A 21,155-nucleotide genomic window follows, 5' to 3' on the forward strand; every position below is an offset into this window, starting at 1 on the left:
GTTCGCTCCTCGGTTTTTCTAATTCGCCGTCAACCTGCGGGCCTGCGCGACGATATTGGTCGCCCCCGCCGGGCGTTCCTGCAATTCGGTCAATTTCGCCACCTCCTGCTGCAGCAGTCGCACCAGGTAGGTGCGCCGATCCGGCTGCAGCCGGTTCTCGATCGCGGCGATGGACAGCGCGCCTTCGCATTGCCCATTGCGCCCCATCACCGCCACGCCGACCGCCCAGCTGCCGGCATAAAGCTGGCCAGGATTGAACGCATGCCCCTCAATGCGCGCCTCCTCCACGCGTTGGCGCAGCAGCGAGGGCGGAAAGCCCGGATAGCGCGCCTGCAACTCCTCGCTATTGCGCTCGATCAGCTCCTCGGCTTCATCGCAGGGCAGGGCGGCGAGAATGGCCAGGCTCCCGGCGCCTACGCCAAGCGGATGCCGGTCCCCCGCCTGCAACACGTAAGAGCGGATGGGAAAGCTCCCCTCTTCGCGATGCAGGCACACGCCATGCAGATCCCGCCGTATTGTCAGGAAGGCGGTATCTTCCGATGCAGCCGCCAGCCGTGCCAGGCTGGGCAGCGCCGCGCGGCGAAACCCATAGCGATCACCGGCAAGTGTTCCAATCACGTAGGCTTCCGGCCCGAGATGATAAAGCCGGCTCGCCACATCCTGGGCGAGAAACCCTTCCTGCTCCAGCGCCTGCAGCAAACGATGCGCCGTTGGCTTGGTCAGGCCCGATCGCTCGACCACGTCCGCCAACCGAATCCCCCGCCCGGAATGGCTCGCCACCAGCCGCAGTACAGCCAGCGCGCGCTGCAGACTCTGCGTGCCGCCCCCCTCCTGCCGCGCGGGTCCAGCCTCCTTGGCGCGCCTCATCGGCAATGCCGCGTCTGATTGAGTTGTAAAATCAAATCCATATTGTGGACCTTTCCCTGAATCTGATTTTAGATATTTGCTTTTATAATGTCTATGTCTTATGTTTCCGGCAAATAATACACACGGGAGATTTTAAGTTTCACAATATGAACCTTTGAGCGAAAATGTCTCGGCGCCAGGGTTGGTTGGCGCATTAAATTTCGTCATGGTGATCTGACGACACGATCTTTCAAAAAATAAATGGAGGAAATGAGAATGATAAAATTGTCGCGCCGCGCCGCTGTTGCCGGTGCCGCCGCTCTGCCGCTGGTCTCGGTGATGTCGCGCCCGGCGCGCGCCGCGGATTTTTCCTATAAGCTGGCCACCAATCTGCCGCCGACCCATCCGCTGAATGTGCGAATTAGCGAAGCCCTGGCGAATATCAAGCAACAGACCGCCGGCAAGCTGGACATCACTCTGTTTCCCAACAGCACGCTGGGCACTGATCCGGTGATGCTCTCCGAGGTGCGCTCCGGCGCCATCCAGTTTTTCACCCTGTCGCCACTGATCCTGTCCACGCTGGTGCCCGCTTCCGCCATCAACGGCGTAGGTTTTGCCTTCAAGGACGAGAAAACCGCCTTCGCCGCGATGGATGGCAAGCTGGGCGAGTATGTGCGCGGTGAAATTTCCAAGCGCGGCCTGATCGCCTTCGAAAATATTTTCGATAACGGCTTCCGCCAGATCACCACCAGCAACCGCCCCATCAACACCCCTGCGGATCTGAAATCGCTGCGCATTCGTGTTCCGCCCGCCGCCCTCTGGACCTCGATGTTCAAGGATTTCGACGCCGCGCCGACGACGATCAGCTTCAACGAGGTCTATACCTCGCTGCAGACCAAGATTGTCGATGCGCAGGAAAACCCGCTCGCCATCATCAATTCCGCGAAGCTTTATGAGGTGCAAAAATATTGCTCCCTCACCAATCATATGTGGGACGGTTTCTGGCTGCTCGCCAACCCGGCGGCCTTCAACAAGCTGCCGGCGGATTTCCAGGCGATCGTGCGCAAGGAGCTCAACGCGGCGGCCCTGCGCCAGCGTGTGGATGTGGCGGCGCTGAATTCCAGCCTGCAGAGCAGCCTCGCCAAGCAAGGGCTGGTCTTCAACAATACCGACCCCGCCGCCTTCCGTGACGCGCTCGCGCAGGCCGGTTTCTATAAATACTGGAAAGGCCAGTTCGGCGCTCAGCCCTGGTCGCTGCTGGAAAGCTACACCGGACCGTTGGGATGAGCGGCCTGTCGCATATGCAGGCGCGCGCGCTGGAAGAAAGTGGGCATTCCGTCTGGAAGATGGCGGAACGCTGGCTGCGGGTGGCGGTGGAAATTCCCGCCGCCATCCTCGCCCTGGTCGAGATTCTCATTCTCTCGGCCAGCGTCTTTTATCGCTTCGTGCTCGACAGCCCGCTGGTCTGGGCCGATGAGCTGGCGGGCATTTTGTTTCTCTGGCTGGCGATGCTGGGCGCGGTCATCGCGTTGCAGCGCGGCCAGCATATGCGCATGACCGCGATCGTCAATCGCGCCCCGCCCCGCGTCGCCGCCTTCCTCGAAGGCTTCGCGCTGGCGGCCACGTCCTTGTTCCTGTTGCTGATGATCCCGCCCTCCTGGAGCTACGCCAACAACCAGGCGCCGATCCTCTCGCCGGCACTCGGCCTGTCGGACATGATCCGCACCAGCGCCATCCCTGTCGCCGCGATTTTGATGCTGCTGCAGGCGGTCATCCGCCTGGGGCGCGGTAGCCTACGCGCGTTGGGGCTGGCGGTGGTGCTGTTAGGCGCCATCGCCGCCTTGCTCTGGGCCGGGCAGTCATTGATCATCGGCATCGGCAACTGGAATCTTGTCTCGTTTTTCGTTGGCTTGCTCGGGCTTGGCGTGCTGGCGGGCGTGCCGGTCGGCTTCTCCTTCGGCATGGCGACGATCAGTTTCCTGCTCACCACCAACGCCGCCCCGCCCAGTGTCATGCTCAGCGCCATGGATCAGGGCATGAGTTCGCTCATCCTGCTCGCGGTGCCTTTGTTCGTCTTCCTGGGCGGACTTTTGGAAATGTCCGGAATGGCGCGGGCGATGATCGCCTTCCTCACCGCCATTCTCGGCTCCGTCCGCGGCGGGCTGAGCTATGTTCTGCTCGGCGCCATCTATCTCGTCTCCGGCATTTCCGGCGCCAAGGCGGCGGACATGGCGGCGGTGGCGCCGGTCTTGTTTCCGGAGATGAAAAAGCGCGGCATGAATGAGGGCGAGATGGTCTCAGTTCTGGCCAGCGCGGCGGCGATGAGCGAGACCGTGCCGCCCTCCATCGTTCTCATCGCCATAGGTTCCGCCACGGGCGTTTCCATCGCGGCCTTGTTCGCCGGCGGCCTCATCCCGGCACTCGTGCTGGCTCTGGCGCTCGGCGTCATCGCCTGGTGGCGCTCAGGCGGCGACAAGCCGGAGATGGCCGAAAAAATCCCCAACAAGGAAAAGCTCCGCCGCTTCTGGGTGGCGCTGCCGGCACTCGCTCTGCCCTTCGTCATCCGTTTCGCGGTGGTGGATGGTGTTGCCACGGCAACGGAGGTTTCCACCATCGGCATCGCCTACGCGGTGCTGGTCGGGATCTTCGTCTATCGCAGTTTCGATTGGCGGCGTATCTATCCGCTGCTGATCGAAACCGCCTCGCTCAGCGGCGCCATCCTGTTCATCATCGGCGCCGCCAGCGCGATGGGCTGGGCGCTGACGCAATCGGGTTTTTCGCAGAGTTTGACAGTGGCGATGCAGGCCGTGCCGGGTGGGCGCGTTGGCTTCATGGTCGTCTCCATCCTCGCCTTCCTGGTGCTGGGCAGCGTGCTGGAGGGGATTCCCGCCGTGGTGCTGTTCGGGCCGCTGCTGTTTCCCGTCGCGCAATCCATCGGCGTGAACGAGGTGCATTACGCCATCACCATCGTGCTGGCGATGGGGCTGGGGCTGTTCTCCCCGCCCTTCGGCGTGGGCTATTATGCCGCCTGCGCCATCGGAAAAATCAATCCTGATGCCGGGCTGCGGCGCATCTGGCCCTATATGGGCGCGCTGCTCGTCGGCATCGTCATCGTCGCCATGGTGCCATGGCTGACCACCTGTCTCATCGGAGCAAATTGAATATGGCTGGAATGTTGCAAGGAAAAATCGCGCTGGTCACTGGCGGGCTCTCGGGCATCGGCCTTGCCATCGCCGAGCGTTTCGTGCGCGAAGGCGCGCAGGTCATCGCCGCTGATCTCAGCACGGAGGCCACCGCCCTCGATGACTCGAACATGGCGCCGCTGCAGATGAATGTCGCGGATGAGGCCAGCACGCAAAGCGGCATCGACAAGATCATCGCCAAATATGGCCGGCTGGATTGCGTGGTGAACTCCGCCGGCATTGGCAATGACATTCCCTTCCTCGACACCCCGCTGGAGCTGTTTGACAAGATCATCGCGGTCAATCTGCGCGGCACCTTCATCGTCGGCCAGGCGGCGGCGCGGGCGATGGTGAAAACCGGCGGTGGCGCCATCTGCAACATTGCCAGCGTCTCGGGCATGACCGGCAATGTCGGCCGCTCCGCCTACGGCGCCTCGAAAGGCGGCGTGGTGGTGTTGAGCAAGGTGATGGCGGTGGATCTGGCGGCGCAGAATGTGCGCGTCAACGTGCTCTCCCCCGGCCCGGTGGAAACCCCGCTGGTGGCCAAGATGCATAATGATTTCATCCGCAAGCGCTGGATCGAGCGCACCCCGATGGCGCGCTATGCCAGCCCGGAGGAAATGACCGGCGGCGCGGTGTTCCTGTGCTCGGATGATGCCGGCTACGTCACCGGCCATGTGCTTGCCATCGATGGCGGCATGATGGGCTCCGGCCTCACCGCCGCCTGAATCGCAAAAATTTTTCGGGGTGTGGGGACTTTTTTCAAAAAGCCCCCACAAAACCCGTCAAACTTCCTCGCAAGCGAAGCGCACCACCGACCGGATCGACTTCCCCTCATGCATGAGATCAAACGCCTGATTGATCTCCGCCAGCCCCATCCTATGCGTCACAAACGGCGCCAGCTGGATCTTGCCTTCCATCGCCTCCTCCACCATTCCCGGCAGCTGCGAGCGCCCCTTCACCCCGCCAAAGGCCGTGCCCAGCCAGCGCCGCCCGGTGACGAGCTGGAAGGGCCGTGTGGAAATCTCCTGCCCCGCACCGGCCACACCGATAATCACCGACTGCCCCCAACCGCGATGCGCGCATTCCAGCGCCGCGCGCATCACATTCACATTGCCGATGCACTCGAAGCTGTGATCCACCCCCCAGCCGGTCATCTCGATGATCACCTGCTGGATCGGCTTGTCATGATCCTTCGGGTTCACGCAGTCAGTGGCGCCGAACTGTTTCGCCAGCTCGAACTTGCCGGGATTCATGTCGATGGCGATGATCCGCCCGGCCTTGGCCAGCTTCGCGCCCTGGATCACCGCCAGCCCGATGCCGCCCAGCCCGAACACCGCGACAGAATCGCCCTCCTGCACCTTGGCGGTATTCTTCACCGCCCCCAGCCCGGTGGTGACACCGCAGCCCAGCAGGCAGACCTGCTCGGGATTGGCGCCGGGGTTGATCTTGGCCAGTGAAACCTCGGCGACGACGGTATATTCGCTGAAGGTCGAGCAGCCCATATAATGATAGATCGGCTGGCCATTATAGCTGAAGCGCGTGGTGCCATCCGGCATCACCCCCTTGCCCTGGGTGGCGCGCACCGCGGTGCAGAGATTGGTCTTGCCGCTCTTGCAAAACAGGCACTCCCCACATTCAGCGGTGTAAAGCGGGATCACATGGTCGCCCGGCGCCACGCTGGTCACACCTTCGCCGACCTCGACCACAATCCCCGCCCCCTCATGCCCCAGCACGGCCGGAAACAGCCCTTCCGGATCTTCGCCGGAGAGGGTGAAGGCATCGGTATGGCAGACGCCGGTATGGGTGATCTTCACCAGCACCTCGCCGGCCTTGGGCGGGGCGACGTCGATTTCCACGATCTGCAGAGGCTGTCCGGCGGCAAAGGCGACGGCGGCGCGGGATTTCATCGGCGGGGATCCTTCCGGGTTTCTAGCGGAGATAAGAGCGCAGCAGGGCCATCACGGCCTCCGGCGGTTCAGGCGGCGGGTCGCCAAGGGCCGCGAATTCCTCGCGCAGATGGCTCTCCAGCACGCTCACCATGATGCCATTCACCGCCCCGCGCACGGCGGCGAGCTGTTGCAGGATGGGCGCGCAGTCCGCCCCCTCCTCCAGCGCGCCCGCCAGCGCCGTCATCTGCCCCTGAACGCGGCGGATGCGGGCGAGAATTTTGCGCTTTTCCTCAGGGTGGTGCGGCATGGCGCGCTACCCTAATATACTCCGGGTGAGTATGTCGAGGGGTCAGCCGCCGAAGCGCCCCACGGGCACGCCGGCCACCTCCGCCTGGGCCTGGAACAGCCCGCCCGCGCCCGGAGCCGCCGCCAGCTGCGCCTCGGACAATCCGTGGCGCAGCGAGGTGAGGAACAAGGTTTTCATATCCGGCCCGCCGAAGCAGGGCATGGTGGGGGCGGGGACGGGGGCGGCCAGGCTCTGCACCAGCCCCCCTTCACGCGTCAGCACATTCAGCCGCCCGGCCGAAACCCCGGCGCTCCAATAATGCCCCTGCACATCCATCGCCGCGCCATCGGGCCGGCCGGTCTCGTCTTCGAACTCCCGCAGCCGGACGCCATTGCGCAGCGTGCCCGTCGCCGGATCGAAATCATAAACATCCAGCCTGCGGGCACGGGAATCGGAATGGAACAGCACTCGCCCATCCGCGGACCAGGCCAGCCCGTTGGAGGTGACGAGCCCTTCCACCCGGCATTCCACCCGCCCCTCCGGCGTGACGCGATACAGGGCGCCGATCGGCTCCTTCGCCGGCGTGTCATCCATGGTGCCGACCCAGAAGGCGCCATCCGGGCCGATCTTGCCGTCATTGGCGCGGGTGCGCGGGTCCGGCGGCAGCCGCGCCAGCACGCTTTGCGCGCCGTTATCGCGCTCCAGCAGAATGATGTCGTGCCGGCAGGCCACCACCAGCGCCTCGCCTTGCGCCAGGCCGAAGCTGCCCACCGGTCCCGGCAATTGCCAAACCCGCCGCGCCCCGCTGCCCAGCGTCAGCTCATGGATCAACCCTTCCGGAATGTCGCACCAGAGCAGCGCCTGGCGCCGCGCATCCCAGACCGGGCTTTCCGTGAGCATGCCTTGTGTGCCGGGCAGGGGGGCGAAGCGTGAAATCAATGCGAGAACACCTTTTGTGGCAGCCCGGCGAGCCGGACCAGATTGACGGATAGCTGCACACCGAAAATCAACGCATTGGGTGTGGCGCTGGCCTGTTTCGGATGAGCGAGATTATCCGGGTTTAGCACATATTGCACATTCGGCAGCACCCGCAGCCAGTCATTCGCCTGGATGCCGTAATTGACCTCGAAAATATATTCATTCGCCGCCGGGGTGCCGCTGCCGCCGGCCAGGGCGCGCTCCTGCTTCAGGTAGGTCAGCTCGCGCCCGCCGAAATGCATTACCGTGCCAAGAAGGCCGATCGTATCATAAGGCCGGCTGGCGAAGGGCCCGGTATAGAGCGCGCCGACATCCCCGCCCCACTGGATTTCCTCAGGCGTATCCAGGCTATGGGTGAAGCCGCCGAAAATCCGCAGATTGCGGGTGCTGGAGAGATCCGGCCGATAGACCACCTGGTTGAAGAAGGCATAGACGCCGGTGCGGCCCCAATGCGTCGCCGCCTTGCCGCCGGCGCTGGCCAAAGGCTGGCCGGCTGTATTGTAGGCGGGGTCGTTATATTTCGAGCTGTCCCAATAGCCGCCGAGCTGGATCGCGGTGGGGTAGGCGCTCTGCTGGAAATTCGTCGTGTAATCCAGCTCCACCGGCACCACCACGCCGGTATCGTTCTGCAAGGTGAAATTCAGATCATTCCGGCCATAGGCGGATTGTTTCGGATTCACCTCGGAGGTGCCGATCATCAGATTGAGCGTGCGGTTGAGCTTGATGGTGGTGCGCTGCCCCCAGGTCGCGTACGGGTAGGCGACCAGCCCGACGGCGCGGAACATCGAATCGACATGGCCGCAAAAAGCGTTGGTCATGAAATTGCAGTTGATCGGCGAGGTGCCGAAAATCGCATCATTCATCCGTCCGGCGATGATATCCAGCCGCCCCTGCAGCAGGCTCTGGTCCCAGGTCAGCTCGGAAAGTCTTATCCCCTGGCCGCCATAAATCTGGTTGGCGAGCACGTTGTTGCCGACCGTGTCGATGGAAATATCCCGCCCGGTGCGCCCGGTGACGGTGACATGCAGCGCCCCGCCGGGAATCCCCGCCAGCGTCTGCATATTGATATCCGCGCCGAGATTGAGCTCATCGGCATAATCCGCCCCTTGCTTATGGCCGCCGCTGACATTCCCCGCCGCGTCGCCCGTGTAGTTCGAGCGCAGATAAATGCCGTTATTCAGCAATCTCTCCCCAAGCTTCGCCAGCGTGCTGTTGGGGTTGGCGGGGGTGAAATTACCCGGCCCCGGCACCTGGGCCGCGGCATTGGCGGCGGTGAGCGCCCAGGCGGCCAGCGTACCCGCCTTCAAGGCTTTGCATGAAACGCGTTTCATCTTGTCTGCTCCCTCGGATCGTTTTTCGTCGCGCCATCGCGCGGGGCGCTTAATTCGTAGCGCTACGAAATTGGCTATCACTTTCAAAACGGCCTGTCCAGCGAAGAAGATTGACCAAAATATATGAAAAAAACAGACAAGACTCTGACGTATTCCGGCGTTTCCCCGACGTCGATTTGGTTTGACGAGCCAAAATAATAGCGCTACGAAGTTGCCCAGAACAAACGGCTTGCTGGCCGGGACAGGCTGTGCCGGCAGGCTGAGGGGGAAACATAATGACTCAGACAGAGATGGTCGGGATGGCGGCCTCGCACCGGAAAATGATCCGCTACGCCATCGCGCTCGGCGCGTTGGGATTCCTGCTGTTCGGCTACGATACCGGCGTCATCGCCGGGGCGTTGCTGTTCATCAAAAAGGAAATGGCGCTGACCCCGGCGATGACCGCCTGGGTGGTCAGCATCCTGCTCGCCGGTGCCACGCTGGGCGCCATCGGCTCCGGCATGCTGGTGGAACGCTTCGGCCATCGCCGGTTGCTGATCGCGGCGGGGGTGTTGTTCACCTTCGGCGCGCTGGGCGCGGCACTCAGCACCGGCTTTGAAATGCTGGTGGCGGCACGGTTTTTCATCGGCCTCGCGGTCGGCGCGGCCTCGGCGCAGGTGATGCTCTATGTCAGCGAAATCGCCCCGGCGGAGGCGCGCGGCCAGCTCGCCACGCTGGCGCCGATGACCGGCACCACAGGCATCCTGATCTCCTATTTCGTCGATTATGGTTTTTCCACCGATGGCGCCTGGCGCTGGATGTTCGGCGTCGCGGTGATCCCGTCGCTGCTGCTGATCATCGGCATGTGTTTCGCGCCGGATTCGCCGCGCTGGCTTGCCCATCGTGGCCGCTTTGATGAAGCGCTGGCGGTGCTGCGCCAATCCCGCCCGCCCGAGCGCGCCGCGCAGGAGCTGGCCGAGATCCGCAAAGTGGCCCACACCAGCAGCCATGTCGGGCTGGCGGCTTTGTTCTCTGACCGCGCCTTGCTCGGCCCGCTGGCGGTGGCCTGCGCGCTGGCGGTGCTGCAGCAGATCGTCGGCATCAACACCGTGATCTATTACGCCCCGACGATTTTGAAGAATATCGGCTTCGGCGCCTCCAGCGCCATTCTCACCACCGCCTGCCTGCAATTTTTGGCGATCCTGGCAACCCTCACCGCCTCGCGCCTGGTGGACAAGGCTGGCCGGCGGCCGCTGCTCATCGCCGGCGCCATCGTGATGGGGATGAGCCTGGCCGCCATTGGCATCATCATGCAAACCGCGCTCGCCTTCACTTTGGCCGGCCATATCATCGCCGTCACCGCGCTGGCGGTGTACAAGATGGCCTTCTCCTTCAGCTGGGGCCCGCTGGTCTGGGTGATCATGCCGGAAGTGCTGCCGCTGCGTGCCCGCGGGGCTGGCATGGGGGTTTCCACGTTGTGCAACTGGGCCTCGAATTTCGCTGTCTCCTTCTCCTTTCCGCTGCTGCTGGCGACGAGTTCGCTGCTGGTGTTCGGCGTGTTCATCGGCGGCTGCGTGCTGGCCCTGCTGTTCACCATCTTCATTCTGAAGGAGACCGCGCGCAAGAGCCTCGAGCGCATCGAGATGGAGGATGAGGTGCTGGGCGAGGCGATCCCCAGCATCGCGCATCATTGAACGGCTGAAGGATATTTGTTTTGCTGAAACTTGACCATGACGCCTCTGGATTTTCGCTTTCTGGCGCGGCGGGCGTGCTGTTCGCCCACCGGCCGGGGGCGCCTTGCCTGTTCGTCGGGCGCGGCCAGCCGGAGATCGCCTGCTATCGCGGCAATTTCAAGATCGAGGATTATGTCAGCGAACGTCAGGCGCTGAGCCATTGTACCCTGCGCGAAACGGAAGGCCGCATCGTCGCGGATTTCGCCCCAGGCGCCCACGCCGCCGCACTGCTCTCGCTCAGCTTCGAAATCACCAAGGACCAGGCCCGCATCGCCTTCACCGCGCATGACGAAACGCTGAACCGCATCTGGCTCCGCCTGCCGGCGCGGCCCGGCGAAAAACTCTGGGGTGGGGGCGAGCAGATGTCCTATTTCGACATGAAGGGCCGGCATTTCCCGCTCTTCACCTCCGAACCCGGCGTCGGCCGCGACAAGACCAGCCCGATCACCTTCCAGGCCGATGTCACCGGCCAGGCCGGCGGGGATTACTACAACACCAACTACCCGCAGCCGACTTTTCTCTCCTCGCGCCGCTACGCCGCGCATCTGCAGACCACCGCCTATTGCGCCTTCGATTTCCGGCACGCGGAGTTCCACGAGCTGGAAGCCTGGGCGATTCCCGAGAGCTTGGAGTTTTTCGAAAGCCCTAGCTATATCGGTCTGGTCCGCCAGATGGCGCAGCGCTTCGGCCAGCCGCCCGCCCTGCCGGACTGGGTGCATGACGGCGCCATTCTCGGCCTGAAAGAGGGCGAGAAAAGCTTCACCCGGATGAATGCCATCGCCGAGGCCGGCGCCAAGATCGTCGGGCTCTGGTGCGAGGATTGGTGCGGCGTACGCGAAACCAGCTTCGGCACCCGGCTGTTCTGGGACTGGCGGGCGAATGACAAGCGCTATCCCGGCCTGCGCGAAAAAATCGCGGCGCTGCGCGAGCAGGGCGTGCGCTTCCTCGGCTATATCAACCCCTACCTCGCCGTGGATGGCGTGCTCTATCCCGAGGCGAAGGCGCGGAACTATCTCGTGCGCAATGCCGAAGGCGCCGTGTATGTCATGGATTTCGGCGAGTTCGATTGCGGCATCCTGGATTTCACCAATCCGCAGGCGGCGGACTGGTTCGCCGACAAGGTGATCGGCACTGAGATGCTGGATCTCGGTCTTGGCGGCTGGATGGCGGATTTCGGCGAATATCTGCCGACGGATGCGGTGCTGGCCAGTGGCCTGCCGGGGTTGGAGGCGCATAATCTCTGGCCGGTGCTGTGGGCGCAGGTGAATGAAAAAGCCCTTGCCCTGCGCGGCAAAACCGAGGAGGTGCTGTTCTTCATGCGCGCCGGCTTCACCGGCATCCAGGCGCATAACCGGCTGCTCTGGGCGGGCGATCAATGCGTGGATTTCTCCCGGCATGACGGGCTGCAGACGGTGATCTGCGGCGCGCTCTCTTCCGGGCTGCTCGGCAACCCGTATCATCACAGCGATATTGGCGGCTATACCAGCCTGTTCGGCAATGTGCGCGATGCGGATCTGCTGATGCGCTGGAGCGAGATGGCGGCCTTCACCGCGGTGATGCGCAGCCATGAGGGCAACCGTCCGCGCGAAAATCTGCAGATTGATGAAGACGCGCAGGTGCTGGCGCATTTCGTCCGGATGACGCGGATCTTCGCCGCATTGGCGCCTTATCGCCGCGCCGTCGCGGCCGAGGCAGGGCTGCCAATGCAGCGTCCGCTCTTCCTGCATTTCGAGGATGACCCGGCCTGTTATGAAAGCCAGACCAGCTATCTGCTGGGTGAGGATCTGCTGGTGGCCCCGGTGATCAGCGCGCAGAGTTTCACGATGGATGTCTATCTGCCGAAGGGCGCGGACTGGGTGCATCTCTGGTCCGGCAGCCGCCATGTGGGGGGCCAAACCGTCAGCGTCGCCACACCCTACGGCGAGCCGCCGGTCTATTACCGCGCGGGCAGCGCGCACGAACCGCTCTTCGGCACCTGCGCGAAGTTATAAAAGTTTTTTGGTGCCGCTTTTTTTCAAAAAAGCGGCGAAAGACGTGGGGTGTTTTTGAAAAAACACCCCATACCCCCAAAAACTTTTATCAATAAGGGCCTGTGGTCTCGCGCTTGGCGTGCCCTCTCAGCGCGCCGAGAAACTCATTCGCCCGCCCGGTCATCATCCCCATATCCGAAGCGATCGCGGCGTAATCATAGCCATAGCCCAGAAATCTTTGCACCATCTCCGGTGTAGGCCCGACAATGCCAATCGGCTTGCCGGCCTGCTTCGCCGCCCGCGCCGCCTCGGCGATTTTCGCCTGCACCGCCTCATGGCCGATCTGCCCCATATGCCCCATCGCCGCCGAGAGATCCCCCGGCCCCAGGAACAGCGCATCCACCCCCTTCACCGCCGCAATCTCAGGCGCCGCCGCCACCGCCTCCGGCGTTTCCAACTGCACAATCACGTAGGTTTGCGCATTGGCGTTGCGCAGATAGGCCGTATCCGCCCCATACTGGCTGGCGCGGTGCACGGCGGCCACACCGCGTATCCCCTCCGGCGCATAGCGCGCCGCCGCCACCGCCCGCTTCGCTTCCTCGGCATTCTGCACGAACGGCACCATGATGGTCTGCCCGCCCGCATCCAGAATCCGCTTGATCCAGACGAGATCATTCCAGGGCAGCCGCACCACCGGGGCCGCCTTGGTGTTGCCGATGGCGCGCAAATGCTCGATCGCCTGCGGCGCATCCACCGGCACATGCTCCAGATCCAGAACCAGGAAGTCGAACCCGGCATGGCCCAGCGCCTCGGCGGTGGCGGGGGTACCGCTCATCAGCCAGGTTCCCAACGGCACGCCGCGCGAAAGCGCCGCGCGAAACTGGTTTTCCATAGATCTCTCCTTCAAAAAATCGGCGGTTCGGGAATCTTCTCGGTCCCGCTCAGAAAATCGAAATCACAGCCATCCGGCGCCTGGCTCACGCTGCGTTCATAAAGCCGGGCATAAGAACGCGCGAAGCGTTCCGGCGGCTTCACCCAGGCCGCGCGCCTTGCCGCAATCTCCGCTTCGTCCACCAGCATGTTCAGCGTCCCGGCCGGCACATCCAGCGCCACCATGTCGCCGGTTTTCAGCAGCGCCAGCGGCCCGCCAATGGCGGATTCCGGCGCCACATGCAGCACGCAGGTGCCGTAATGAGTGCCGCTCATCCGCCCGTCGCAGATGCGCACCATGTCCTTCACCCCTTGCTCCAGCAGCCGCTTTGGCATCGGCAGATTGCCCCATTCCGGCATCCCCGGCGCGCCGATCGGCCCGGCATTGCGCAGCACCAGCACGCTGTCCTTGGTGATCTCCACCGCCGGATCATCCAGCTTCGCCGCCATCTCCGCCGGGTTGTCGAACACCACGGCCGGGCCGGTATGTTGCAGAAGATGCGGGCTGGCGGCGGAGCTTTTCATCACCGCCCCATCCGGGCAGAGATTGCCGCGCAGCACCGCCAGGCTGGAGCCTTTCGCAAGCGGCACCACGGCCTTGTCCAGATCGCGGATCACATCATCATCCCAGCAGCGGGCACCTGCGATATTTTCATCCAGCGTGCGCCCGTTCACCGTCATGCAGCCGGGGATGATCGCATCGCCCAGCTTGGCCAGCAGTGCCGGCAGCCCGCCGGCGAAGAAGAAATCCTCCATCAGATAACCACCCGATGGAAAGATATTGGCGCAGACAGGGATTTTCGCCGCCACCGCGCCGAGGTCATCAAGGCTCAGCGCCACCCCGGCCCGCCTGGCCATGGCGATGGTGTGGATCGCCGCATTGGTCGAGCCGCCCAGGGCCATGCAGGCGCTCACCCCGTTCATCACCGCATCCGCGGTGATGATCTGCGAGGGCCGCAAATCCTCGCGCACCATCTCCACCGCCCGCGCTCCGCATTCGGCCGCCATGCGGGTATGGCCGGAATCCGCGGCGGGGAGGGAGGAGGCGCCGGGCAGCGTCATGCCCATCGCCTCGGCGATGGCGGTCATCGTGCTCGCCGTGCCCATCGTGTTGCAGGTGCCGATCGAGCGGGTCATTTTCGATTCCAGCTCGATCCAGTCCTCCTCGGTGATCTTGCCGACGCGCTTCTCGTCCCAGAAGGTCTTGGTGTGGGTGCCGGCCCCGACACTCTGCCCCCGCCAACGGCCATTGGACATGAATCCGGCCGGGCAATAGATCGCCGGCAGATCCATGCTGATCGCCCCCATCAGCAGCCCCGGCGTGGTCTTGTCGCAGCCGCCCATCAGCACCGCGCCATCCACCGGCAGCGAGCGCAGCAGCTCCTCCACCTCCATCGCCAGCATGTTGCGGTAGAGCATGGTGGTCGGCTTCACCAGCACCTCGCCGAGCGAGAGGGCCGGCAGCTCCACCGGATAGCCCCCGGCCTGCCAGACGCCGCGCTTCACCGCCTCGGCGCGCTCACGCAGATGGATGTGGCAGGGGCTCAGCTCGCTCCAGGTGTTGATGATGGCGATCACCGGCTTGCCCAAAAACTCCTCGCGGCGCAGCCCCATCTGCTGGCTGCGCTGGCGGTGCGCGAAGCCGCGTATGTCGGTGCCCTCATACCAGCGGGCGGATCGCAATTTTGTCTCGGTCATCCGCGCCCCCTCAATTCGCCGTCAGCCCGGCATCGACCAGGAAATTCGCCCCCGTGCAGCCGCCGGATTCCGCCGAGGCCAGAAACAGCGCCATGCGCGCCACATGCGTCGCATCCAGCCGGAATTTCAGCGCCTGCAGATCCTTGAATTGCTGGTCCAGCTCCGGGGTGAGCCAGAGCGCCTGCTGGCGCTCGGTCAAAATCGCGCCGGGGACGATGCAATTCACCCGGATCCCCTCCGGCCCCAGCTCGCGCGCCAAGGTGCGGGTGAGGCCGTTGATCGCGGCTTTCGAGGAGGTATAGCCGGCCATGCCCGGCCGCCCGCGCATCCAGGAGACCGAGCCGGTCATGATCACCGCCCCCTGGCCGCGCGTGCGCATATGCCGGGCGACGGCCTGGGTGGCGAAGAATTGATGGTCCAGATTGACCGCGAGCGCGTCCTTCCAATCCTGCGGCTCATACGACCAGAAATCCTGCCTTTTATCGCGCGCGGCGTTGTTGATCAGCACATTGATCGGCCCGCGCGTCGCCTCGATGCTGTCGATGCAATTCCGTAGCGCTGCGATATCAGTCAGATCGACGGCGTGGAAGGCGCTGCCGGCCTGGCTCTGGGCCAGCTTCGTACCGGCCGCCTCGTCAATATCGACAAACGCCACCCGCGCCCCCTGCGCGGTGAAAGCCTCGACCATCGCGGCGCCGATGCCCGAAGCGCCGCCGGTGATCAGCACCCCCGCCCCGCGCAGGGAGCGGTATGTGACGTCTTCATAGGGGGAAGTCATATTGGCGTTATCCTCTATTCCGCAAAATCGTAGCGCTACGATTCCGGGATTGTCAACCATTCGGCATGGTTGCCTGCCATCCGGTTTCCGATGATATGTGTTGCGTATGGCCTCACCGACAGACAAATCCGCCCCCCGCCTTCGCCGCAAGACCGACAGCGTCACCATGCAGGATGTGGCGCGGCTGGCGGGTTGCGCCACCTCCACCGTCTCGCTGTTCCTGCGCAAGCCGGATCTGGTGAAGGGCAAGACCGGCGCCAAGATCACCGCCGCCATCGAACGTTTGGGCTATGTGCCGAACATGATGGCTGGCGGGCTGGCGGCGGCGGCGGCGACGCGGGTGGTCAGTTTGATCGTGCCCTCGCTGCGCAACGCCTTCTTCGCCGCCACCGCGGATGCGCTGCAGGCGGCGCTGGCGCAGGCCGGGGTGCAGCTGCTGCTCGGCCATAATGAATATGATCCGGCGCGGGAGGAAGCGCTGGTGCGCGCCTCGCTCGCCTGGTCGCCGGCGGCGTTGGTGCTCACCGGGCTGGAGCATAGCCGGGGCACCCGGCAGATGGCGCTCTCGCGCGGCACCCCGGTGATCGAGATGTGGGAGCTGGGCGCCAACCCGCTGGACATGCTGGTGGGGTTCGACCATCGCGCCGTGGGGGCGGCGGCGGCGCGGCATTTGCGCGCGGCCGGGTGCAAGAATGTCGCCTTCATCGGCGCCCGGCTGCAGGAGGACCGGCGCGCCGCCCAGCGCGGCAGCGGAGTCATCGCCGCCTTGCAGCAGGAGGGGGCGAGTGCCCGCCAGGCGATCGCCCCGCAACCGGCCTCGGTGGCGCTGGGCGAGGCGCTGCTGGGTGAGCTGCTGGAGCGCGACCCGAAGATCGACGGGGTGGTCTGCTCGAATGACTGGATCGCGCTCGGCGTGCTGTTCGAATGCCAGAAGCGCGGCATCGCGGTGCCGGAGCGGCTGAAGATCATCGGCTTCGGGGATTTGCCTTTTGCCGCGGCAACCTATCCGGCGCTCTCCACCATCCGCCCGCCGGGCGAGCGGATCGGCCAGGAGGTGGCGCGGCTCGCGCTGGCGGCGCTGAATGGCGAGACGGTGGCGCAGAAAACCGTGGATGTCGGGTTCGAGCTGGTGCGACGCGGCACCAGCTGAGAGGTGTTTGGGCCTACGGTTGGAACGCGGGTTAGTGAGCGAGCAGCAGCGCGCCTTTGACGATGGTGGCGCCGGAGCCGGCCAAAGCGAGAAACAACACGCCCTGGCGCGCCTGCTTGGCCGGGATGCGGCGGTTCAGGATCTGCCCGAGCCCCAGCCCGGTGAGCAGCGCCACGCCCAGCAGCGGCACCGCCGCCAGCGGCAGGTGCGGCAGGCCCTTCTCCGCCACCGAGGCCAGGTTGAGGGCGCCGAAATAGACCTGCATCGAGGCGACGAACTTCGCCTGGTCCCAGGCGGTACCGACGGCGTAGAGCGTGATCGCCGGCCCGCCGACCCCGGCGGTGACATTCATGAAGCCGCTCAGCGCGCCTGCCGCCAGCGCCCCGGCCTTGCCCTTGAACAGCGCCACGTTCTTGAGCAGCAGCACGCTCAGCAGCGCCAGAAACACCAGCGTGCCGATGATGGTGAGCAGCCAGGCGGCGGGGATGAGCCGCGCCACCGGCGCGCCCAGCTGCACCGCGACCAGGGCGGCCGGCACCAGCAGTGCCAGCCGGCGCGGCTCCGCCGCCCGCCAGGTGCCGGCCAGTACCACGGCGTTGAGCACCAGCGTCAGCAGATTGGCCAGCAGCACCCCCTGGAACGGCCCCAGCACCAGAATCAGCAGCGGCGAGGCGACCAGCGCAAAACCCAGCCCGGTGACGCGCTGGGTGGTGGCGCCGAGGAAGGCGGAGAACGCGACAAGGGCAAGCTGGAGATGCGGCATGGAACCAGGCGGGTTAGAGGCTGCTGCCTCGTAGCGGTACGATTTTAGCCGGTCAATGTCGCGATGCAGCATGGCTCCATGAGCTTTTTAGATGGCTTTATGTAAGTGTTTCAAAAAATAATAGCGCTATGATTGTTGCAGCTTCGGCGCCGCCAGCCCGGCGATGATGATATTCACGCAAGCCGGCTTGTTGCTGGCAAAAGCCCGCGCCAGCGCCGGGGCGATCTCCTCTTCCCGCGTCACCAGCTCCCCATGCCCGCCCAAAGCCGCCACCGCCGCATCATAGCGCGTGCCCGGCAGCAAGTCGCAGCCATGCGCGCGCCCCGCCCCGTAATCGCGCGCCTGGATCTGATATTCCGCATTCCAGCGCGCATCATTGCCGATCACCGCGATGAAGGGCAAATTGTGCCGCAGCGCGGTTTCGAACTCCGCCATGTGAAAGCCGAACGTGCCATCGCCCATCACCGCCAGCACCGGCCGTTCCGGTGCGGCGGCCTTGGCGCCGAGGGCGAAGGGCAGGGCGCTGCCGATGGCCCCGGCGACGCCGTTGATGATCCGCGCCGGCACGTCGATCGCCGCCTGCGCCCATTGGCCGATCTCACCGCCATCGCAGATGAAAACCGGGTTTTCCAAGCCGCGCATGAAGGCGGCCAGCGCCTGGCACATCGAGAAACTATTCAGGCCGGTTGCGGGCGGCGGCGCGGCGCGGCGGGTGAGGGCGCTGTGCGCGCGCTCGGCCCAGCCCGGTGCGCTTTGCGGCTTGATCCGCGCGAGCTGGCCCAGCACGGCCGGTATATCCGCGACCACGCCCAGACGCAGCCGCTCCCCAAGCGCCGCGCGGGCGCGGGCCAGCATCGCTTCGTCAGGGTCGATCACGATCCACTCCGCCGCGCCGAGATTGCCGAATTTCAAGGCAAAATCGACCAATTTTCCGAGCGAGACGATGCAGTCCGCCGACGCCAGCAAAGCCTGCACCGCGCCCAGAGCGGGATCATTGACGCCGCGCGGGCTTTCCATCGGTAGGCAGATGAAGCCCTGCGCGCGCAGCTGCGCCGTCATCGCCTGCCCGGCCGGGGTGCAGAGGGCTGGGGGCAGCAGGAAAAGCGGCCGGCGGGCGCTGGCCAGCGCCGCGCGCAGCGCCGCCAGCGCGGTCTCGCTCAATCCGGTTGGCGTCGGCAGAGCGGGGGCCTGCGGGGCGGTGGCGGCGGGGGCTTCCAGCACATCGCTGGGCAGGCTGAGATGCACCGGCCCCGGCCGGCCGGATTGGGCGATGGCGATGGCGCGGCCCACATCCTGCGCCAGCGCCTCAACGGAGGCGACCATCCAGGAGGCCTTGCATAAAGGCGCGGCCAGCCCGGCCTGGTCCATTTCCTGGAACGCCCCGCGCCCCAGTTCACGCAGCGGCGCATGGCCGGAGAGCAGCAGCAGCGGCGTCTCGCTCTGCCGCGCGGTGTAGAGCGCGCCGATGGCGTTGGCATGGCCCGGCCCGCCGGTCACCATCGCCACCCCGATTTTGCCGGAAAGCCGCGCATAGCCCTCGGCCATATGCACCGCCGCGCCTTCATGGCGAACATGGTAGAGCGCGATATCGGTATCGCGCAGCGCGTCATAGATCGGCATGATATGATTGCCTGACAGCGAGACAATTTTTTCCACGCCCGCCAGCTGTAATGTTTTCACCAGCAGATCCGCGCCAGATTGGCCAGACTTCATCCCATCCCCCATTTTTCCTGCGATTTTGCCGCCCGCGGGTCGCGCGCTTGACAAAAGCGGCGCGGGCTCCGTATAGTCTTATATAAGATATAAAAATCGAACACAAATTTCGGGGGAAACAATGCGAATGTCGATGCTGGCATGGGTTGTTGCGGTCCTGGTGATTATCGGCCTGTATACGCTGGGCCCGGCCTTCGGCTTCAACGCGGCCTCCCCCGCCATCCTGGGGATGCCGCCGCTTTATTTCTGGTTCGTCCTGGTGCCGCTGTTGAATCCGGTGATCCTGGGTGCGCTTTATCTGATCGACCGGGCGGAAAACCCTGGCGATGACGACGAACTTTCCGATTTGGCGGAGTGAGCGCGATGTCCGATATGGTTTTCATCCTCGGTATCGTCGGGCTCGGCGTGCTGCTGGTCACCTGGGTTGGCATTCGCGGCGGGCGCCAGGCCTCCACCACCATGGAAGGCTGGCTGGTCAATGACCGGCAGATGGGCCCCTGGCTCACCTGGTTTCTGCTCGGCACGGAAATCTACACCGCCTTCACCTTCCTCGGCCTCGCCGGCTTTGCCTACAGCAAAGGTGGTGGCGTGTTCTATAATGTCGCCACCAACGATGTCGGCTACGCGCTGGGCTTCATGCTGCTGCCGGCGATCGGTCTGCTGGGGCGCAAATTCGGCTATGTCACGCAGTCCGACTTCATCGCCGGGCGCTACCAGAATGAGTGGCTGGGCATCATCGTCTCCTTCTGCGCCGCGATCATCATGATCGCCTATATCGATCTCAACATCGAGGGGCTTGGCGCGGTGCTCAGCGTGCTGACCGATCACCGGCTCAACATTCTCTCCGCCGACATTATCGGCTTCTCGGTGCTGTCGCTGGCGGTGTTCTTTGGCGGCATCAGGGGCAATGCCTGGCAGTCGGTGATCAAGGATCTGCTGATGTTCGGCGCCATCGCGGTGCTGTTCTTCACCATTCCCTACCGCTATTTTGGCGGCTTCGGCGATATGTTCAGCCAGATGATGCAGAAGATTCCATCGCATCTCAACATGCCGGGGCCGACGCATAAGCTGACCCTGTCCTGGTTCTGGACCACGGTGATCCTGACCGGCTTTGGTCAGTGGATGTGGCCGCAATGGTTCAATGTCGCCTTTTCCGCCAAGGGGCCGCGCACGCTGAAGCTGCAGGCGGTGTTCATGCCCTTCTACCAGCTGGTGAAAGTTGCCGTGATCACCATCGGCTTTGCCGCGGTGCTGATTTTCGCCACACAGAAGGTCGGCGGCAATGAGGTGGTGCTGCGCCTGGCCCAGCAGATCTTCCCGCCCTGGGCGCTGGCGATCTTCGCGCTGGCGGCGGTGCTTTCCGCCATCGTCCCGGCCGGGCCGATCATCATGATGAGCTGCACCATGCTGGCGCGCAATGTCTATGCCAAGCTGGTGCCGCAGACGACTGACCGGCAGATGTTCAACATGACGCGCTGGCTGGTCTTCGTCGTCACCTTCGCGGCGTTGATCCTGGCGGTGGTGGCGCAATCGCTGATCGTCACGGTGCTGCTGGTGGCCTATGATTTCATCGCCCAGCTGGTGCCGGCGGTGATCATTGGCGGGCTGCTCTGGCGGCGCGCCACCGGGGCGGGGGTGGCGGCCGGGCTGCTGGTCGGCTGGGGGTTGAGCCTGTATTTCCTGCTCTCCCACCATGATCCGGTGCTGGGCTATAATGCCGGCTTCGTCGCCTTGCTGGCCAATTGCGTCACCTTCTTCATCGTCAGCCTGACGACGCAGCCAGTGCCCACCAGCTTTCTGGATGAGTTCTTCGGCGCGGCCTACCACCGCCGCCGGCGCCAGGTCATTGCCGCCCCGCGCGGCGCGCTGGCCCGGGATTTGCCGGATAGCCTTAAAAACCCTGTGTCTTAAATGAGGAGATTGATC

The 21,155-nt window shown here is 64.4% G+C and carries 18 protein-coding genes; 8 read left to right on the forward strand and 10 right to left on the reverse strand.

Annotation, left to right across the window (positions count from 1 at the left end; all coding sequences use genetic code 11):
* Positions 1 to 18: 18 nt before the first annotated feature.
* Positions 19 to 867, reverse strand: coding sequence for an IclR family transcriptional regulator (locus tag T331_RS0109670; protein ID WP_026439865.1), 849 nt, complete (start codon positions 865 to 867; stop codon positions 19 to 21).
* 255 nt (positions 868 to 1,122) lie between these two features.
* Between T331_RS0109670 and T331_RS0109675 the strand changes: the two genes are divergently transcribed.
* Genes T331_RS0109675 through T331_RS0109685 form a run of 3 tightly spaced genes read left to right on the forward strand, consistent with a single transcriptional unit; the run spans position 1,123 to position 4,756 of the window.
* On the forward strand, positions 1,123 to 2,133 hold the full coding sequence (locus T331_RS0109675) for a TRAP transporter substrate-binding protein (RefSeq protein WP_155992675.1): 1,011 nt from the start codon (positions 1,123 to 1,125) through the stop codon (positions 2,131 to 2,133).
* A complete protein-coding gene (locus T331_RS0109680) occupies positions 2,130 to 4,007 on the forward strand; it encodes a TRAP transporter large permease (RefSeq protein ID WP_026439867.1) in 1,878 nt (625 codons plus the stop codon). The genes T331_RS0109675 and T331_RS0109680 overlap by 4 nt, the downstream gene beginning before the upstream one ends.
* 2 nt (positions 4,008 to 4,009) lie before the next feature.
* Positions 4,010 to 4,756 (forward strand): SDR family NAD(P)-dependent oxidoreductase, encoded by a 747-nt coding sequence (locus T331_RS0109685; RefSeq protein WP_026439868.1) that lies wholly within the window; start codon positions 4,010 to 4,012, stop codon positions 4,754 to 4,756.
* Positions 4,757 to 4,813: 57 nt separating this feature from the next.
* Here T331_RS0109685 and T331_RS0109690 read toward each other — a convergent pair whose 3' ends face one another.
* Genes T331_RS0109690 through T331_RS0109705 form a run of 4 tightly spaced genes read right to left on the reverse strand, consistent with a single transcriptional unit; the run spans position 4,814 to position 8,515 of the window.
* Positions 4,814 to 5,938, reverse strand: coding sequence for an S-(hydroxymethyl)glutathione dehydrogenase/class III alcohol dehydrogenase (locus T331_RS0109690; protein WP_026439869.1), 1,125 nt, complete (start codon positions 5,936 to 5,938; stop codon positions 4,814 to 4,816).
* A gap of 22 nt (positions 5,939 to 5,960) precedes the next feature.
* On the reverse strand, positions 5,961 to 6,227 hold the full coding sequence (locus tag T331_RS0109695) for a metal-sensing transcriptional repressor (protein ID WP_026439870.1): 267 nt from the start codon (positions 6,225 to 6,227) through the stop codon (positions 5,961 to 5,963).
* 42 nt (positions 6,228 to 6,269) lie between these two features.
* Complete coding sequence (locus T331_RS0109700) at positions 6,270 to 7,145, reverse strand: SMP-30/gluconolactonase/LRE family protein (protein ID WP_035179793.1); 876 nt, start codon at positions 7,143 to 7,145, stop codon at positions 6,270 to 6,272.
* Positions 7,142 to 8,515: a carbohydrate porin gene (locus tag T331_RS0109705; RefSeq protein ID WP_081822203.1), complete on the reverse strand. Its 1,374-nt coding sequence runs from the start codon at positions 8,513 to 8,515 to the stop codon at positions 7,142 to 7,144. The genes T331_RS0109700 and T331_RS0109705 overlap by 4 nt, the downstream gene beginning before the upstream one ends.
* A gap of 275 nt (positions 8,516 to 8,790) precedes the next feature.
* On the opposite strand from T331_RS0109705, the gene T331_RS17990 reads away from it, so the two are divergent.
* Positions 8,791 to 10,188 (forward strand): sugar porter family MFS transporter, encoded by a 1,398-nt coding sequence (locus T331_RS17990; RefSeq protein ID WP_081822204.1) that lies wholly within the window; start codon positions 8,791 to 8,793, stop codon positions 10,186 to 10,188.
* 20 nt (positions 10,189 to 10,208) lie between these two features.
* A complete protein-coding gene (locus tag T331_RS0109715) occupies positions 10,209 to 12,218 on the forward strand; it encodes an alpha-glucosidase (RefSeq protein WP_081822205.1) in 2,010 nt (669 codons plus the stop codon).
* An 88-nt stretch (positions 12,219 to 12,306) separates the two neighbouring features.
* Here T331_RS0109715 and T331_RS0109720 read toward each other — a convergent pair whose 3' ends face one another.
* The 3 genes from T331_RS0109720 to T331_RS0109730 are packed head-to-tail and all read right to left on the reverse strand — an operon-like array spanning position 12,307 to position 15,603.
* A complete protein-coding gene (locus T331_RS0109720; protein ID WP_026439874.1) occupies positions 12,307 to 13,089 on the reverse strand; it encodes an HpcH/HpaI aldolase family protein in 783 nt (260 codons plus the stop codon).
* 11 nt (positions 13,090 to 13,100) lie between these two features.
* A complete protein-coding gene (araD, locus tag T331_RS0109725; RefSeq protein WP_026439875.1) occupies positions 13,101 to 14,825 on the reverse strand; it encodes an L-arabinonate dehydratase in 1,725 nt (574 codons plus the stop codon).
* Between the two features lie 10 nt (positions 14,826 to 14,835).
* Positions 14,836 to 15,603, reverse strand: coding sequence for an SDR family NAD(P)-dependent oxidoreductase (locus tag T331_RS0109730; RefSeq protein ID WP_026439876.1), 768 nt, complete (start codon positions 15,601 to 15,603; stop codon positions 14,836 to 14,838).
* A 106-nt stretch (positions 15,604 to 15,709) separates the two neighbouring features.
* Between T331_RS0109730 and T331_RS0109735 the strand changes: the two genes are divergently transcribed.
* Positions 15,710 to 16,753 (forward strand): LacI family DNA-binding transcriptional regulator, encoded by a 1,044-nt coding sequence (locus T331_RS0109735; protein ID WP_026439877.1) that lies wholly within the window; start codon positions 15,710 to 15,712, stop codon positions 16,751 to 16,753.
* A 31-nt stretch (positions 16,754 to 16,784) separates the two neighbouring features.
* Here the strand turns inward: T331_RS0109735 and T331_RS0109740 are convergent, their stop codons facing one another.
* Entirely contained in the window at positions 16,785 to 17,516 is a 732-nt protein-coding gene (locus T331_RS0109740; protein ID WP_026439878.1) for a TSUP family transporter, read from the reverse strand.
* 126 nt (positions 17,517 to 17,642) lie between these two features.
* A complete protein-coding gene (locus T331_RS0109745) occupies positions 17,643 to 19,229 on the reverse strand; it encodes a thiamine pyrophosphate-binding protein (RefSeq protein ID WP_026439879.1) in 1,587 nt (528 codons plus the stop codon).
* A 127-nt stretch (positions 19,230 to 19,356) separates the two neighbouring features.
* Here T331_RS0109745 and T331_RS0109750 point away from each other — a divergent pair, with 127 nt between their 5' ends.
* Both T331_RS0109750 and T331_RS0109755 read left to right on the forward strand, forming a co-directional pair.
* The gene (locus T331_RS0109750; protein WP_211248705.1) at positions 19,357 to 19,587 is read left to right on the forward strand and encodes a hypothetical protein; all 231 of its coding nucleotides are present in this window, start codon (positions 19,357 to 19,359) and stop codon (positions 19,585 to 19,587) included.
* Positions 19,588 to 19,592: 5 nt separating this feature from the next.
* Positions 19,593 to 21,140 carry a sodium:solute symporter family protein gene (locus T331_RS0109755; RefSeq protein WP_026439881.1) on the forward strand — a complete coding sequence of 516 codons (1,548 nt, stop codon included), beginning with the start codon at positions 19,593 to 19,595 and terminating at the stop codon, positions 21,138 to 21,140.
* The last annotated feature ends 15 nt before the right edge of the window (positions 21,141 to 21,155 follow it).

Source organism: Acidocella facilis ATCC 35904, from assembly GCF_000687875.1.
In the GTDB taxonomy this organism is placed as follows: Bacteria; Pseudomonadota; Alphaproteobacteria; order Acetobacterales; family Acetobacteraceae; genus Acidocella; species Acidocella facilis.